The organism is Akkermansiaceae bacterium (assembly GCA_017798145.1).
In the GTDB taxonomy this organism is placed as follows: domain Bacteria; phylum Verrucomicrobiota; class Verrucomicrobiia; order Verrucomicrobiales; family Akkermansiaceae; genus Luteolibacter.
The window spans coordinates 1,259,142-1,275,821 of the sequence record CP059069.1 but is presented as its reverse complement, the minus strand read 5'-3'; the positions used below and the strand labels follow the sequence as shown (position 1 = coordinate 1,275,821).

The 16,680-nt window shown below is 61.1% G+C and carries 15 protein-coding genes; 3 read left to right on the top strand and 12 right to left on the bottom strand.

Annotated elements, in window-relative coordinates; translation table 11 throughout:
- Positions 1-36: 36 nt before the first annotated feature.
- From HZ994_05440 to HZ994_05385, 12 genes are all read right to left on the bottom strand, one after another.
- On the bottom strand, positions 37-1,524 hold the full coding sequence (locus HZ994_05440; protein QTN31792.1) for a tetratricopeptide repeat protein: 1,488 nt from the start codon (positions 1,522-1,524) through the stop codon (positions 37-39).
- Positions 1,521-2,936 (bottom strand): DUF4159 domain-containing protein, encoded by a 1,416-nt coding sequence (locus HZ994_05435; GenBank protein ID QTN31791.1) that lies wholly within the window; start codon positions 2,934-2,936, stop codon positions 1,521-1,523. Before HZ994_05435 ends, HZ994_05440 begins: the two co-directional genes overlap by 4 nt.
- Positions 2,936-3,400, bottom strand: coding sequence for a hypothetical protein (locus HZ994_05430; protein ID QTN31790.1), 465 nt, complete (start codon positions 3,398-3,400; stop codon positions 2,936-2,938). The genes HZ994_05435 and HZ994_05430 overlap by 1 nt, the downstream gene beginning before the upstream one ends.
- Positions 3,397-3,813, bottom strand: a complete 417-nt coding sequence (locus HZ994_05425) for a biopolymer transporter ExbD (protein QTN31789.1) — start codon at positions 3,811-3,813, stop codon at positions 3,397-3,399. Before HZ994_05425 ends, HZ994_05430 begins: the two co-directional genes overlap by 4 nt.
- Positions 3,810-4,232 carry a biopolymer transporter ExbD gene (locus tag HZ994_05420; protein QTN31788.1) on the bottom strand — a complete coding sequence of 141 codons (423 nt, stop codon included), beginning with the start codon at positions 4,230-4,232 and terminating at the stop codon, positions 3,810-3,812. Before HZ994_05420 ends, HZ994_05425 begins: the two co-directional genes overlap by 4 nt.
- Positions 4,229-4,942, bottom strand: a complete 714-nt coding sequence (locus HZ994_05415; GenBank protein QTN31787.1) for a MotA/TolQ/ExbB proton channel family protein — start codon at positions 4,940-4,942, stop codon at positions 4,229-4,231. The genes HZ994_05420 and HZ994_05415 overlap by 4 nt, the downstream gene beginning before the upstream one ends.
- Positions 4,943-5,238: 296 nt before the next feature.
- Positions 5,239-6,420, bottom strand: coding sequence for a hypothetical protein (locus tag HZ994_05410; GenBank protein ID QTN31786.1), 1,182 nt, complete (start codon positions 6,418-6,420; stop codon positions 5,239-5,241).
- Positions 6,417-7,838: a hypothetical protein gene (locus HZ994_05405; protein QTN31785.1), complete on the bottom strand. Its 1,422-nt coding sequence runs from the start codon at positions 7,836-7,838 to the stop codon at positions 6,417-6,419. Before HZ994_05405 ends, HZ994_05410 begins: the two co-directional genes overlap by 4 nt.
- Before the next feature lie 48 nt (positions 7,839-7,886).
- A complete protein-coding gene (locus HZ994_05400; GenBank protein QTN31784.1) occupies positions 7,887-8,909 on the bottom strand; it encodes an ABC transporter ATP-binding protein in 1,023 nt (340 codons plus the stop codon).
- 221 nt (positions 8,910-9,130) lie between these two features.
- Positions 9,131-10,855 carry a hypothetical protein gene (locus tag HZ994_05395; GenBank protein QTN31783.1) on the bottom strand — a complete coding sequence of 575 codons (1,725 nt, stop codon included), beginning with the start codon at positions 10,853-10,855 and terminating at the stop codon, positions 9,131-9,133.
- A 39-nt stretch (positions 10,856-10,894) separates the two neighbouring features.
- Complete coding sequence (locus tag HZ994_05390; protein ID QTN31782.1) at positions 10,895-11,902, bottom strand: MoxR family ATPase; 1,008 nt, start codon at positions 11,900-11,902, stop codon at positions 10,895-10,897.
- 201 nt (positions 11,903-12,103) lie between these two features.
- Entirely contained in the window at positions 12,104-14,155 is a 2,052-nt protein-coding gene (locus tag HZ994_05385) for a hypothetical protein (GenBank protein QTN31781.1), read from the bottom strand.
- Positions 14,156-14,469: 314 nt separating this feature from the next.
- Between HZ994_05385 and HZ994_05380 the strand changes: the two genes are divergently transcribed.
- From HZ994_05380 to HZ994_05370, 3 genes are read left to right on the top strand one after another with little or no spacing between them, the layout of a single operon-like run.
- Positions 14,470-15,342: a hypothetical protein gene (locus HZ994_05380; protein QTN31780.1), complete on the top strand. Its 873-nt coding sequence runs from the start codon at positions 14,470-14,472 to the stop codon at positions 15,340-15,342.
- Complete coding sequence (locus tag HZ994_05375; protein ID QTN31779.1) at positions 15,339-16,073, top strand: SCO family protein; 735 nt, start codon at positions 15,339-15,341, stop codon at positions 16,071-16,073. Before HZ994_05380 ends, HZ994_05375 begins: the two co-directional genes overlap by 4 nt.
- 9 nt (positions 16,074-16,082) lie before the next feature.
- Complete coding sequence (locus tag HZ994_05370) at positions 16,083-16,658, top strand: DUF420 domain-containing protein (protein QTN31778.1); 576 nt, start codon at positions 16,083-16,085, stop codon at positions 16,656-16,658.
- Positions 16,659-16,680 lie beyond the last annotated feature (22 nt).

The window sequence follows — 16,680 nt, the reverse complement described above, 5'->3', positions numbered from 1 at the left end:
CCTTCCGGTTCAGCGGTGGCCGCATGAATTCTCTCGTCAGTCCTCTTCCGAACCGCCGAGTGTCACGTTGATGTTGTATTTGTTCTGCAGATGCGCATGGGCCTTGCCGGCCTGGCCGGATTTCGGGTGGCGGCGGCAGGTGAGCTGGAAGGTGCGGATCGCGTTTTCCTTTTCCTTGGCTTCCTCATAGGTGAAGGCGGTCTGGAGGGTGGCCTCGGGCGCGGCGGAATCGGCGACCATGCACTGGCCGTAGAGCAGGATGGCCTCCTTGTGCTCGCCGAGCCTGCGGTGGCAGGAAGCCATGCGGAAATTGCTTTCCGGGAAACGGTTCACCTGCCGGTAAACGCCGATCGCCGATTTCCAATCGGACAGCTTTTCGTAACAGCCGGCGATGGCCCAGAGATGTTCGTCGGCATGGTCGCCGTCGATCTCGATGAGCTTGCGGTAGATCTCTATGGCCTCCTTGACCTTTCCTTCTTCCAGATGCATCGCGGCGATGTTCTTCAGCCCTGCGACCTGATCCTTGAACTCCGCGTAGATGCGGCGGGCATCCTCGCGCTTGTCGCGCTGCTTGTACCACTCGGCCATTTTCCCTAGGATCCCGTCGTCGCGGCCGTAGCGTTCGGCGATCTCCTCGTAGATTTTCCAGATCTCCGCCGGGCGGCCGAGAGTGGCGTTGAGCCCCACGGCCTTGTACAGGATCTCCTTGCCTTCGTCCGGGCGTTCCTTGATGTCCTGCTGGAGGCTGGCAAGCAGCTGGTCGGCGAGGTTGATGGCGGCTGCTTTCGTTTTCTCGTCCTTGAGCAGGTGGCCGACGGTCTTCGCGGATAGGTTGAAGACGTTGTCGAAAAGTTCCTTGCCGGAATAGTTCGTGGCCAACGCCTTTTTGCCCTCATCGAATCGCTGGGCGAAGAAATGGATTTCGGCGAGCTCTCGGGCGGCGCTCGCGCAGGTTTCCTTGGAGGTCTCGGTGCGCTTGACCTTGAAGGCCAGATCCTGGAGCAGGGACATCTCCTCCTCCTTGTCCTGGTGCAGGCGGGCGTAGTGGAGCAGGTCGGTGCGGGAGCGGACGGCGATCTCGTGATCCGGATACTCACGGATGAGGAAACGGAAGGCCTCCTGGGCGCTCTTGACCTCGCCCATGGTGCGGTAGGCATCGGCCATGCAGTAGGCGGCGATGGTGGCCTCCTGGGACTCCGGCCAGTAGTCGATGACGGATTGGAAACCCTCGCGGAGCGCGGTCTTCGGTTTCTTGAGGTGCATCATCGAGTGGCTCCACATCAGCTGCGCGTAGGGCGCACCGGGGCTTTTCTCGTAGAGGGTGAGGAACTTCTCGTACTCCGCCAGGGCTGTCTTGAAATTCTTGTCGGTGTAATGCTTTTCCGCGATCCGCATCTGGTAGCGCTCGGTCTCCTTCATTTTCCCGAAAGTCTCGACGGGGATCTGTTCCAGAGGGGAGAGGGCGGGGGACATCAGCGGCAGAAGTGCGGTGATGGAGGCGAGGATTGCTCTGGGGAATTTCATTGCTTGGTGCTTTCCAGCCAGCGGTTGTATTCCGCGTGGGCGTAGTGGATGATGTTAATGCCGAGCTGATAGCAGCCCTCCCAGATCTCCTGCGGGACGCCGGAGTGGCCGTCGGCCCAGGCGTCGCCGATATCGCCGGGATGGTAATACACGGCGAGCCGTCCGTCCACCACCCAGCCGAGCGCGTTCGAGCGGCCGTGCGGGGCGACGATGGGGAGCTTCGGCAGCGGGTAGGGGATGCGGTGGATCGTGTGGTCGAGGTAGACGTTGATCGGCTCCACCTTTGGAAGTATCCGCTTCATCATCGACACGAACTGTCCCTCCCAGCCGGAGCTTCCGCCGTTGTCGGCGAAGAGCATGCCGTGTTTCTCCAACAGATACTCGCGGAGGATGAGGGCTTCGGAATCGCTGACATCGATTCCCTGTTGCCCGGTCATGTAAACCATAGGTGGGCTCTTGCGGGCGGGGAATGCCTTGAGCCGAGCGATCTTCATCGGCTCCGGCCGGTCGTTGACGGGTTGGCCGGTGCGGACGCCGTATTCGGTCAGGAGGTTGAGATCGGAGCCGCGGTCCATGTCCTGCTGCCAGTCGCCGCCGTCATAGATGAGCCGGATGAAACGCACCTTGCCGCGGGTGGTTCCTGCGGAAAAGCCCGCGCCGTCCGCCTTGCCCTGGCCGATCTGATAGAGGTGCTCGGTCACTTCCAACAACTGCAGTTCCACATCATCGATGGGCGGCGGGTTGAAGAGGATGCTGCTGTAGGGATTGATGACGTATTTTTTCTTGATGACCTTCTGGATCTTGACGGTCTGGCGGAGTTGCTTGTCCTCGCCGCCGCCGAGGGGTGCCTCGTAGATCGCGCAGCCGGTGAGCTTCGTCAGGAAAAGGAACATCATGCAGAACAGGGCGCTGTAGGTGAGCAGGGTGAAAACCGATTGCCTGAGCTTTGCGTTTTTCCTGCCGAAATACCATGCGGTCAGCCGCCGTGGATCCCATGTGCGGTGTTCGGATGGAGCGGGGCGGATGCGTTTCGTCTCGCGGTCCATCCACCAGACCGCCCATGCGAGGCCGAGGAAGAACGCGCCGAAGGCGCCCGCGTCGGAGAGGGAGGACGAAAGCGAATATCCGGAGAAGAGCAGGGGGATCTCGGCGACGAGCACCCATGCGGGGATGTAGGAGACGCTGAGCGCGGCCAGGTATGCGACCTTGGATTTTTTCCGGAAGTGTTTCACCCAATGGAAACACACCGGCATGGCCGAAAGGAAAAACAGGGCGTGGAACCACGTGGGGAAACGAAACCAGACATGCGAATCGAGCCATGCGAGGCACCACAGGATTGCGAAGATACCTGTCATCACGGCCGGGCGGCGGATGTGTTGCAGGAACCATTCCCATGCCCGGCGCCAGTCCATCACTCCAGGTCTTTCAGGAAGTCGTCGCCCTTGTCCTCGAGTGGGTTGGTGCCGGGAGGCGCGGCAAGTTCCTCGCCGACCCCGAGTTTTGAGAGTGGGTCGGGTTCCGGTGGCGCTTCCGGAACAGGGGTTTCCGGCAATGCCCCGGGTTCCGGCTGTTCATTTCCAGGGATGTTTTCCGAGGCCGGCTTGTCGGGCTTTTCATCGGCGGTGAAATAGGGGATCGCGGTGAAAAGCAGAAGCACCGCCGCGACGACTCCGGCTGAGATGAACAGGGCGCGGACCAGACTGTTGGAAGCTACGACCCCAAGCATTTCCTGCGGGCTCTTGCCTTTCAAGTCGCGGAGGAATGCCTGGATTTCCTGGACGGTCGCCTGGGAGTTGCTGCGCAATTCGCGCAGATCCGCCTTGGTGCTGGCCATCGCGGTCCGCTTGGGTTTCGTGTCTTCCGGTTTGATGTTCATTTTGGATTCGTTTCCTTCTCCGGTTCGAGGATGTGGACAAGGTCGCCGCCCGCCTCGCTGATCGCGGAGATCACCGGCTCAAAGTTGCTGGCCTTTGCCTCCTTGTGGACCTTCAGGAAAACATTGCGCTGGCCGGCGGGCGCATCGCCGAGGATTTCGGTGAGCCTTCCCGCGATTTCCTCGGGGGCGATCTCCTTTCCGTCGAGGTAGGTCTTGAAGCCGGCGTCGATCGTGACGGTGGCGAGCGGTGCGGCTGCCATTTCCACGTCCTTCATCCGCGCGGGCTCCCACTGGATGTGGCTGTCGTCCTGGGCGCGGGCGAGGATCACGAAGAAAATGAGCAGCAGGAAGCCGATGTCGCCCATTGCGAAGGAGGGGACGGATGCGGTGAGTTTCTTGCGCGGGAGTTTCATCGGACGTTGATCGTTTTCTCGGACTCCAGTTCGAGGGTGAGGATGCCACCGGCGTTGTCGATGGATTGCGATACGGCAAGCCACAGCGGGTAGGGGGTGTTCGGAGCGCTTTTCACCACCACGATCCTGTCCGCCTCGCGCGTTTTCGCCTTGAGCGCGGCGGAGATGCGGGCTGCGAACTCGTCCGGTTTCAGCGGGCTGCCGTTGAGGATGATGCTGGACGGGGTGATCGAAACCTCAAGGTTCTGGCTCTGGTCGCGCTTCTCGGATTTCTCCTCGGTCTTGGGCAAGGCCTGCGACATGCCTGTCTCCGGCTGCACCGCCGCGCAGACGAGGAAAAAGATGATGAGCGTGAAGGCGATGTCCGAGCTCGCGCAGGCGGGCGGATCGACCAGCATTTTCCCGCGATGCAGTTTCATTTCGGTTCCTTGTCTAGGGTCAGGCGCAGGGTGACGACCTCGATGAGCTCCGCCGCCGAGGACTCCACCTGCAGGACGAAGTCGTTGATGATTCCGGTGAAATAGTTGAACGCCATGTAGGCCGGTATGCCGACGACCAGCCCGAAGGCGGTGGTGAGAAGGGCCACGCGGATCCCGGAGGCGGCCGCCTGCACGATGTTCTGTTGGCCGATGTTCGCCTCGATGTCCCCGAAGGCGACGATCATGCCCTGCACCGTGCCGAGGAAGCCGAGCATGGGTGCGACCGAGGCGATCGTGGCGAGGATGGGAAGGTGTTTCTCGAGCGCGGCGACGATGTTCACGCCGTAGGTCTCCATGCTCTTGAGGACCTGCTGCTCCATCTGTGCGGGATCGTAGCCGAGGCGGCGCAGGACGAGGTATTTCCGCAGCCCGTTGGAAAGGATGGCAGGGACAGGGCCGGTGGAGGAATCGCACAGCTCCAGCGATTCCTCGACCCTGTCCTCGGAAAGCAGCGAGATCACCTCCGAGCGCAATGCCGAGGCATCGGTCTCCAACAGTTTGAGGCTGCGATAGCGCTCGATGATCACCGCCAGGGCCAGGATGAGGAGTGCAAGGATGGGCCACATGAAAACGCCCCCTTCGAGGAGGAGTTTCAGGGCGCCGGTTTCGAAAAAGCCCGCGGCTGTCGGGAGGTGGGAGAAATTGCTCATGGGCTTGGGATGGATCAGGCTGCAAGGGATACGGTGCGAGGTGAAGCGGGAATTTCATCCAACGGAGGGAAAGGAGGCTCATGGCCGCAACCCCGGATCCATGCAGCCCTCGCGGGGCGATCAGACAGGCGATCTGAAAAATTGTCGGATTCGGTGATACGGGGCAAAGCGCGGATGGCGCAAGCTCTCTTCATGCATCCCGGGAAAGCCACGCCTTCCCATCGGCTTCCGGAAGATGCATGGACTCTTCGGATGCGGAAGCCGCAGGAGGGGAGGCCGGCATGAGGCCGGGGAGTTCAGCGGCTGACACTGATTTCGCGGATGAGGACGTCGTTGCCGGCACCGGATGCGTCGAGGAGGAAGTTCCAGCCGAGTTTGCCGGTGAATTTGGCGTCGGTGATCTTCCACGTGTGGGTGTGCCATTTGTTTTCACCGGGGACGGAGAACCATGTTTCGGGCGAGTTGGTGCCGAAGGTGGATTCGTAGGTGAGGTTTATGGCGGTGGGTTTTCCCAAGCCTTCCTTGGTGGGAAGGCGTCTTGCGGTGACGGTGATCTCGAGGGTTGATGTGTCAGGCGGGACGAGTCCTGCGGCGGTGAGGAAAGTGGTGCGGAAGACAGGTGGATCCGCGCACAGGTGGAGGCGGTTCGCTCCCAGTTCCTCATCCCACGGGGTGTCCGTTGGGAAAAGCTGGTGGAGGCCGTCATAGCGGTTTTTTTGCCCGAAGGTGATGCTGCCTGCTGTTTTCCCGGAGTGATCGGCGGTCTCCGGGACGGCGGCGGGTGCGGTGGGGATCTTTGCGAAGGTGGCGGGATCGGTCTCGAGGAAAACATGGGCGAAGCCGAGCGAGAGGGCTAGGGGTGCGGCCTCTGAGAGGGCTTCCTGGCTGCCGGTCAGGGTGATGTGGACGGGCATTTCCGCGTCAACGCCATGGAGCGCGAGGAGCCTGCGGAGGGTTGGCAGGACAGTGGGAAGGACGGGGGCGATTCCTTCCGAGCAGGGAAAGGGGCTGAGGGAAATGAAATCGAATTGGTCTCCCGCGCCTTCACGCAGGGCATCGTCTAGGAATTCCAGGTCGTAGTTCGCGAGCGAGAATCCGATCTTGGCCTGGGGCGCGGCTTTTTTGGCGATGGTGAGCAGCTCGATGTAGCGGAAGGGGGTGTTCTCGTTGCGGGCGCCGAGGTTGAAGGAATCGAGGACTTCCCAATGCCTGATTCCGGTTTCAATGGCTTCGGTGGTTTCGGTGACGAAGCCACGCCAGACCTCATCCTTGGCCGGTACGGAGTCTGGGCGCAAGACACCGTATGGTAGGAAAGTCTCCGGTTTCGCGGAAGCTCCATAATCCGAGTCAGCAGGAGAAAAACGGACAGCCGTTGTGCCTACGGGAAGTTGCTGTTGTGTCCCGGGGGGGATGGAGATCCCGTATGGACTGGCCGCGAGCGTGGAGATCGAGGCGATGAGCGGAAGAAAGGCTTTCATGGGGATTCTGGACCCTTCTCGATTTCGCTGACCGACTTCCTGAAGTTCGCAAGGGCAAGAACGAATAGGATGGCGAATAAGATGATTGATATCGCGATGGCGGAAACAACAACGGCGTCTTTGCTGCTGTGGCTCATTTCCTCAATGACGAATAGGATGGGCGGGATCCATATGAAAAGCCACAGGAAGCCCTCGTTGGACATGGACTCGGCGATCACTGCGAGGACTAGGGCGACCACGCCGGAGGCGAGGAGGAAAAGCACGTAGTTGGAGACGCGCTGCGGCCCCTGCGTGCGGAACAAATTGACCAGCACGGCGGGGAAAAGGAGGGATGCGAGGCAGATCAGGCCGTTCATGATGTGATCATTGCTGTAGCCCGAATCGTTCAGGATGAATGGGATGGCGGAAACCGCTGTCAGCAGGATGCAGAAGAAGACACCGGAGGGCCAGCCCGGGAGCAGGAAAAAGCCTCCGAGTTTCCCCGCAGGGCCGAGCTTCGCGAAGCGTGCGAGGGTGGGGGCGGCGGGCGGTGCGAACTCCGTGAGCGAGATCGAGAAGACCGGGGTGAGGATGATGGTGAAGATGATGGGCAGGGCATCGCTGGACGTGAAGTCCATGGATGCCAGGACGGCGGCGACCAAGGCGACGCAGAGCGCGATCAGGCGGCGCAGGGTGGAGTGGTTTTCCGCATAGCTGGCGATGAGGGTGGTGCCGCTGGAGAGGGAAAAGAAAGCAAGGTATGCGCAAGTGGCAAGGTAGAGCGAAACGCCGACCTGGGACTCCGTGGTGGACAGGGAAACCATTTCCGCGAAGCTCGTGCGTCCGCCCCCACTGAGGCTGCTCGATACCATGCCGACGAGAAGCATGAATGCTCCGATGGGCAGGCCCACCATGGGCAGCACCGAGCGGAGGATGGCGGAGCCGGAGGCGGAAAGCCCTACGGTGATGGCCGTCAGTGTGGCGGAGCTCAGAAAAATGAGCGAGAGGATCATGATTTCCCCGAAGAGGTTCATCCCGCCGAAGAAATAGCGGAGGATCAGGTAGGGCACGATCGTGACCAGGATGAGCGCGGACTGGCTGACGATGGCGAACCATTTCCCCGTTACGATGCGCCACGCGGAGAGGCGGGTGAGGACCATCATGTCGATCGTGTTGCCCTTCACCTCCGCGGAGAGCGCGGAGATGCCACGCATCGGCTGGATGATGAGAACGGCGATGGAGAAGAAGATGAAGATGATCGTGGAGATCACCTGGCCCGAGTTGTCGGAGGCGGCGCCGGCCCCGGCGGAGAGCAGGACGATGGCGAGTATGGCCTGTAGGGTCATGAAGACCGCGACGAAGGACCTGGTTCGCAAGCCTTGGCGGAGCTCTTTGACGAGCATGGGCGAGAGGCGGTCGGGGAAATCTGTTAGGTGCACGGTGTTTTATCCAAAATTTTGAATTCTAAATCCCAAGAGAGAGGCCGGCTACGGGTCATAGGGGGGTTCCTGGGGGAGTTGCTCGGATTGCTGGGGCAGAGGGGGCGGGGCGACTGCGGGTGCGCCCTTGTCGATGTTTGCGAGGATGTCGATGAAGGCGTCCTCCAGGTTGCGCTGCTCGCGGTGGAAATCGACGACGCGGAGGTTGTCGCGGACCATGCGGGCGAGGACATCGGCGGCCTTGTTGGGATCCTCGGTGTCGATGCGGATGCGGCCGCCGTTTTTCCGGGACTCCAGGAACTCGATGTTCGGCTGGAGCACCGCCCAATCGGAAAGCGCCTGGGGATCGCCGTCGAGCTTCACGTCGTAGAGGACTCCGCCGAGCAGGTCGGTGGATTTTTTCAGGCTCTCCGAATCGCCGTGGTGGACGATGCGGCCGTTGTTGATGAAGAGCAGCGAGTCGCACATCTCGCCGAGCTCGGAGAGGATGTGGGAGGAGATGAAAATGGTTTTGCCTTCCTTGGCGAGTACGCGGATGAGGTGCTTGAGCTCGACGCGCGCCTTCGGGTCGAGGCCGGCGGCGGGCTCGTCCATGATGAGCACCTGCGGGTCGTGCAGCAGGGAGCGGCCGAGGCAGAGGCGCTGGGTCATGCCCTTGGAGAGCTTGTTGGAGAAGCGGTTGGCGAGCGGGATGAGATCCGTGAAATCCATCACCTCGTCGATGCGCTGGCGGCGCTCGGCTCCCTTGTATCCGAGGGCGCGGGCGTAGAAGTCGAGATACTCGAGCACCGTCATGTTGTCGTAGTTGCCGAAGTGGTCCGGCATCCAGCCGATGAGCTTCCTGACCTCCGCGGGGTGGTGGACGACATTGATCCCGCAGACCTCGGCATGTCCCATGGTGGGGTAGTCGAGGCTTGCGAGGATGCGCATGGTGGTGGTTTTCCCCGCCCCGTTCGCGCCGACGAAGCCGCAGACAGAGCCGTGCGGGATTTCGAAGGAGACCCCGTTGACGGCCTGGAGCGGGCCGAAGAAACGGTAGAGGTTGTGGACTGTGATTGCGGCTTCGCTCATGGAAATTCAATATTCAAAATTCAACTTTCATGGAAGAGGTTGGTTTTGCGTGGTTCTGTTGCTGATTATGAAGGACGGGATTTTCACGAGTTCACCGGATCCAATTTTCGCATTCCGAAGGGGAAGCCTGGCTTCGAGTGCGAAGGCGCAGGCGGGCTCCTTCAGATCATGTGGTTTGTTCCCGGGCGCAGTCATTAGGCTGTTTGTCGAAAGTTGAATTTTCAGCGGGCGATGGGGCCGGTGATGATGGTGGTGGTTTTCCATACTATGCCGGCGTGTGTGTCGATGGCGGGGGCCTTGTCGGTGAAGGCGATGAAGTGGTCGTTGCGATCCTCGATGCGCTCGAGGTATGAGCGGTTGCGCTCGGTGAATAGGTTCCTGTTCTTTCTCAGGAGCGGCATGGCCATGGTGGGATCCACGGGGATGAGCTTCACCCTGTTGCCCTTGATCACGTTCTCGGCGCGGTGCCATTGGCCGGAGGCGTCCTTGTAGAGAAGGGTCTGGATGGGGAAATCGAAGGTGGAGATGAGGGTGTCCGGCTGTGGCGTGGACTCGATGCGCCCGCGGGTGGGGACGACGGCGGTGATGAGCTGGCCTTGCTCGGAGCGGCTCTGGAACCATCCCCCGGAGGCGAAGAGCTTGCCGCCGGAAGGCTGGATGTCGTAGCTGCCGGAGGCATCGTAGCCGCTGGTGAAGCGCGACCATCTGTTTGATGCGATGGGAACCGGAACCATCAGCGCGGAGGCATCCACCGAGAAGGAAGGGGATGTCATCACGCCGGTGCGGGAGAACTGCTCCTGCTGTACGTATGCGGCGTTCTGGTTCCCATCCGGGCGGACTTCCATGAGGACGAGGCGTGTGCCATCGCCGCCAAAGCCGTCCTGGAGGATGATGAGGGCGATGAGGATGAGCGATGTGGCGACGGATATGATGGGGGTGGTGACGAAAAGGCGGTGGCGCTGGCCGGACTTCGCAAAGACGAAGAGGTTGACCGGGCCGACGAGGATCCCGAAGGCGAGGAGGATGACGATGAAGAGGATGTAGTTGAAGGATTTCTCGCCGAATGCGTCCTGCAGCGGCCATGAGCCATCGAAGTCGTTGGCGACCGATTGCATGCGGGTTTTCGCGACGCGCCCGGAGGTGGCGAGGTCTACGGTCTGCTTGGGGTTGAGCGTGAGGCTGGGGGCGATGGGGCGCACCTGCGCCTTGCCGAAGCTGGCATCATCGGGAATGCCGAGTGCGGAGAGTGTGGGATTTGAGGAGGAGTGGATGACGAGGTGCCCGCCGAGGCGGAGCCATGAGGTGATCGCGTTGCGCGGGCCGGGCGGGATTTCCGACCAATCGGAGTCCGTGAGCATGATGGTGTCGAATCCGGAGAAGGCGCGCCAATCGTCGGGGAGGCGTTTGGGATCGAACTTGGTGGCGAAATCCGAGGAGCCGCCGAAGCGGGAATGGCCGCCGCGGGAGGAGACTTCCGAATCGAGCGAGGAGGCGTTGGGGGTGTAGAGGCTGTTGCTGAGGAGAACGCAGGGGAAATCCACCGAGAAGGGCGAGCTCAGGGTGCTCTGTGTGTTTCCCATGGTGCCGCTGAGCCTGCAGCTCATGTTGCTGTAGTTCACGATGCCGTTCTGCGGGGCGAGTGGCACGAGGATGTCTGAGGTGACGGTACGGCCGGGAGGGGCGGTGAAGCTGAAGGTGGAGCTGGTCGATAGGCCGTTGTTGTAGTTCGTGGAGTCAGAGAAATCGAGCCGGACGGTGTGTGGCACCCTCTGGTTGTTTGCGATCAAGATGCGGACGGGATGGTATCCGCCGAGGCTGGGGTGGGCGAACAGCGCGGTGGCCTCGACGTGGGTGTCCGTCTTGGTATCCGCAACCTGGCGGAAGAGGGTTTCCTGGGCGGATGCGAGGGATGCCAGCAGGAGGGAAAAGGCGATAAGGCGGTTCATTCGTGATGCTTTGTGGGGTTTCGCTGCGGGAGGCAGCAGCTACGCGGGCACGAGGGTTTTCGGGGTTGCGGTGTCCTGGTAGGGGATTTCCTCAAGGAGTTTCGCGACAACCGTATTGGGGGTGTGGCCATCGACGCGGGCGTTGTAGTCGAGCACGATGCGGTGGCGGAGCACGGCTGGGGCGATGGCTTTCACGTCCTCGAAGGAGGCGTTGGTGCGGCCGTGGATGAGGGCGCGGGCTTTCGATGCGGATGCCATGGCGAGGGCTGCGCGGGGGCTGGCTCCGAAGCGTATCTGGGCGGAGGCGGGGGATTGGCCGGGGTGGGTTGAATCGGTGAGGCGGGCGATGTAGTTGGCGACGACATCGGGCATGTAGATGCGGCGGACCAGGGCGAGGAGTCCTGCCAGGGTCTCGGCGGTCATGATGGGGTCGACCTGCGGCTCGGTGCCGAGTTCGCGGCTGGAAACGATTTTCTGGAGGGTGGCGACGTCGTTTTTCGTGATCTCCAGCTTGAAGAGGAAGCGGTCGAGCTGCGCCTCGGGGAGCGGGTAGGTGCCCTCTAGCTCGATGGGGTTCTGGGTGGCGAGGACAAAGAAGGGGAGGGGCAGGTCGTGGGTTTTCCCGAGCACGGTGACGCGGCGCTCCTGCATGGCCTCGAGCAGGGCGGACTGGGTTTTCGGGGAGGCGCGGTTGATCTCGTCCGCCAGGACGATGTTCGCGAACAGCGGCCCGGGCTGGAAGACGAACTCGCGGCGGCCATCGACCTCCTGTAGCACGGGATTCCCTGTGATGTCGCCGGGGAGCAGGTCCGGGGTGAACTGGACGCGCTTGTTCTCTAGGCGCAGGAGCTTGGATAGGCCTTTGACGAGCTCGGTTTTGCCGAGGCCGGGGAGGCCTTCGAGGAGGATGTGGCCGCGGGCGAGGACGCCGGTGATCACCAGCTCGATGATTTCCTGCTGTCCGAAGAGGATCTGGTTGAGCCCTTGGTCAAGGGAGCGGAGGTGTTTCGCTGCGTCTGCGACTTCGGTTTCGGTGGCGTGATCCATGGGCTGAGGTTTGTGGAAACGCGGGGAAAGCGCAAGGACGTAGGTGGGTGTTTCTGATTGCTGGGGGACGGTTGCGATTTTGGAAACAGCAGGTGGGGTTGCATTTTTCACCGCAGAGCCGCAAAGGGCGCGGAGGGAGGCGAAGCCTTGCTTGAAGAATCTGATGCCGAGGAAATTTGGTCGCCCCGTTCTTGGACCGGTTCAGTTTTCAAGACCATTGAGGATGTTCTTCCTTGCCTCGTTGCTGATGTCGGCGGCGGCCACGGCTGCCCGGGCTGCCGCAGGGTCATATTCCTTCCATTGGCTCACAGCGTTGCGGATCATGCTTTCCCGGCTGGAGGCCTCGCTGATGCTTGTCGCCCAGTCGAAGGCGGATTCGGGATCACCCTGTTGTCCCAGGTCGGATACCAGCGCACCCACCGCCTGGTCGCGTTCCTTCCCCACGGCGAGTGTGTTGACGAATTCCGCGGCGCCCTTGATATCGTGGTTCCCATAATTATCCACCAAGGATTGGATCGAGTTCGAGCGTGATTCCCCTTCCGGCAGGCCCAACACCCACTCGGCGGCGGCTTTGGGATCATGCTGGACCCAAGTGCTGGCAATGCGTGATGCGGTGGCTCCGAAGGTCTTTTCGATCGCTTCCGGCGCGAGGTTCGCGGTCGCTTCCTTGTAGTATTCAAGCGCGGTGGAGTGGTCCTGATAGCTCAGGGCCTGGATGAGGTTGTTGAGGGATTGGTTTCTGGAATCCCCTTCAAGGGAGTTCATGATCCAGTCCCGCGCCGCCACGGGATCATTGTTCCCCCATGCGCTGACCAGGGTGCTGATCGCCTGCTGGCGTGACTTCCCGTCCTGGATACCCAGCGCATATTGGCTGGCGGCGGTGGCATCCTCACTGACCCAGCTATGCATGATCTGGCTCTGCACATTCATCCGGGCGCTACCACGGAGGTCGAGGCTGTCGAGCCATGCGAGCGCTGCCGTTTGATCGGTCTTGATCCACTCCCCGAGGAGGTTGCCGACCTGGTGGGAGTTTTGGCTTGTCAGGACCGAGCCGCCGAGAATGGCCGCAGCTTTCGCCGGATCGGTCCGCGCGATGGTGCTGATGATTTGGTTCATGGCTTGTTCCCTGGCTTGTCCGGCTGGCAGGGATTCCGCCCATTTCCGCGCGGCCTCGGGATCCAGTTGTGCCCATTGGCCCGCCAATTGCGAATATTGGTGGCTGGTCTGGTTGTTTGGGGGAAACGATGAAAGGAACGCGGCGGCCTTGGCGGGATCCTGCTGGGTGAGTTGCCAAATGCCGTTTTGGAGTGCCGTGGAGCGATCCGCCGCAGGCAGCCCGTTGATCCATGCGATGGCCGCATCGCTGTCCTGTCCCATCCAAGTGGAAGTGATCGAGGCAAGCATGTTGGTGCGGCTTGCTCCGGGCGTCATACCGTCGAGCATATCCAGGGCGCGCTTCGGGTCGGATGCCATGAGCGCCGTGGCGATGCCTTGCAGGGCTTGCTGCCTGTCCCAGGTTCCTTTGATCAAGTCGAGTTTCGCGATGGCTGCATCGGGATCGTCCTTCGCCCATTTTAGGAACAGGCTCTGGTAATAGCCGTAACCATTCAACTTCGTTGGCTCGGATGCAAGCAGACGGAAAACCTCCTCCGGATCCTCCGAGGCAGCTTCGTTGACGAATGCGTAGAGTGCCGACTGCCTGGTCTGGGCATTCTCGATCCCGGAAAGAAATTGCCGCGCCTTGCCTAGGTCCGTCCGGGCGATGGCTCCGATCACCGTCGAGATCATCTGCTGTTTCAAGTTATTGTCGCCGAATTGCGTGGCGGCGTCCCAGGCACCACCGGGATCGATCGCGGCCCAACGGTTGATCAGGGCGATGCAGAGCCGGTAACGGCGGGGGTTGGTCGGATCCGGTTTCTCAAGACCGATCATCAATGCGGCGATCTCATCCGCGCCCAGTTGCTCGATGGCCTGCAAGAATGTGATCGAATCCTGGCCATTCCAGTGATCGCCGGTCAGCTCAAGCAGGGCGGCGAGGCTGCGGGGGGAGGACGAAGTCCGCCCGGAGGTAGCCTTCGCTGCGGATGTGGTTCTCGATAAAGGGCGGGTGCGGGGATTCGCAGATGCGTCTTCACCGGGGGAAAGGGATTCTGCGTTATGGCCGGAATCGGCAGGCGTGCCGGCTTTGGTGATGAAAAACCCGATGCCGATTCCAACCAAGAGAGCCAACGGCGTAGCCGGGGTTTTTTTCATTTGAGCGAATTCATCAGGTTGATCGTGTTGCTGCAACCGAATATCCGGACGAATGACGTATTGTTAGGGTCTGCCGAGTTAGGGGCGCGCCTGCGAGACCAAGGGGTAAATCGGCCTGTCCCAAAGGTTTGGGGGCGATGGGTTGGCCATGCCGGGCTAGATGGTCGGGATATTTGGTTGGTCGGTCCACACGATTGGATCTCCAGGTTTCCCGGTGGCTCGCAGTTTCACTCCGAGAAAACGGCGACTTCTGCGCGAATTTCTTTTCCTCCGGGTGGACAAGAGGCGTTCATTCATTACCTTGCCGGCGCCAGATGACAGACCATACCCTAGAACCCGTCACCCCCGATCCGAAGAAGCTGCGCCGCACGGCGTGGATCCTCGTGGCGATCATGGTGGTGGGAGGGTTTCTGATCCTGCGGGCATACAACAAGCGGGCGCAGGAGGGTCAAAGCGACGACAGGCCAAGCTTCGTGACGCAGATTTCCCGGACCAAGGATCTGAGTTTCATGCGTCAGGATGGGAAACTGACGGATCTGCTTTCCCTCAAGGGCAAGGTGATCGCGGTGCAATGCCTGCCGCAATCGCAGCCGGATGAAATGACCAGCGGCGTGATGAGACGGCTTTCCGAACGATACGCGGAAGAGCCGGATTTCGCGCTGGTGACCCTGATGCTCGATCCGGGGAAGCCCGCGGATCTCAAGGCCGAGCTGGGAAAACTGGCGGGTGAGCTGGGTGCGGAGCTGCCCAGGTGGTCGGTTGGCACGAACGACAGGCGGACGCTCCACAAGTTCGTCAAGAACGAGTTCAAGGCGAACATGTTGCCGCATGAGAAGGGCGGTGAATGGGTGTATGATGGCTCGCTGGTGCTGATCGACAGGAACAGGCATGTTCGGCGCGCGGTGATTCCGCAGAAACGCGGGGGTGCGGCGTTTGTGGCTACATTTGATTTCGGGCAGGCACAGGGCTGGGACGAGAAAGGGGTCAAGACCGGCACGGAGAAGACGAATGTGGAGCAACTGGAAGCCCTGTTGGGTGAGACGGCGGACACCCTGCTTGCCGAGGAGGAGGTGATTTCCGAACAAAAAGGCGGAGCCACGGTGCTTTATGTGGGGATGGGTTTCGCCCTCCTTTTCGTTCTTCTCATCATCAAATCCAGGAGGGCGGCAAGCCCGCAGACATTATGACAAAAAGAAACACAATCATCCTATTCTATTGCGGAGTCGCGCTTGTCTGCGCGGCCATCCTATCGCTGGTGAATTTCCTGATCGTCCCGAACATCCGCGCGAACTCCCAGAAGACGGAATCATTCCAGAACGTCGGCCAGCAGCGCGAGAAGGAATGGTATCCGATCGAAAAGGATCTGGTCGCGACGAACCAGGCGGGGGCATCCGTGAGGCTTTCCGACCTGCGCGGCAAGGTCTGGGTGGTGGCCGAGTTTTTCGCGATCTGCCCGCATTGCGCGGAGCGCAACGGCGCGGAGCTGCGGGCCATCTACGATGAGTTCAGGGAACATCCGGATTTCCACATGGTCTGCATCAGCGTTGATCCGGAGCGGGACAACGTGGAGCGTCTTGGCGAGTATGCGAAGGCTCTCGGTGCGGAGACCGAGGATTGGTGGTTCCTGAATGCCGGCGAGGAAAAGGCGACGCATGAATACATGGAGAAAACCCTGAAGTTCCTCGGCGTGCGGGAGCGCACCGATCCGGCGGACATCGAGGCGAACGGCCGCTTCCTGCACGATCTCGGACTGATGGTGGTGGATCGGGATTTCAATGTGATCGGGAAATGGTCGCTGGCCGCAGCGAGGTCTGAGGAAGGCCGGGCGCTTGATCCCGGGCAGTATGAGCGGGACAAGGCCGAAATGGCCGCGCGCATCCGTGCGGAGCTCGCCAAGGGTGGGGAAACGACGAACTGACACAAGGATATGGCAACGGGCGGGGAAAGGAATGAATGGCTCAAGCGCAAGCCGGATGCGGTGCTTTCGGCGAAGCTGACGAGGGCGGCATGGGTTTTGACATCGCTGGTTCTGGTGCTGGTGGTGATGATGCGCTCGCCCTACAAGATCCCGCTGCCGGACGGATGGACGATGTCGTTCCTCCCGCCCGTCCACGCGGTGATCAACACATTGGTGTCATTGGCCCTGATTGGGGCGATTGTGGCGGTGAAGCGGGGCAAGATTGGCCTGCACAAGCAACTCATGTTGGCGGCCATGGCATTGTCCGTAGGTTTCCTCCTCTGCTACGTGGCCTATCATTTCACCACCGTGGAGACCAAGTTCGGCGGGATCGGAGCAATAAGATACGTGTATTTTTTCATCCTGATCACTCACATCGTACTGGCTGCGGTCAGTCTCCCCGCGATTCTCCTGACTTTCATCGCAGCGTGGACGAACCGCTTCGAGGCGCACAGGAAACTCGCCCGCTGGGTGTTCCCCATCTGGCTCTACGTCGCCCTCACCGGCCCCGTCTGTTACCTGATGCTGAGGCCGTATTATCAGTGATAGTGGGGATTGACCTCCGCCC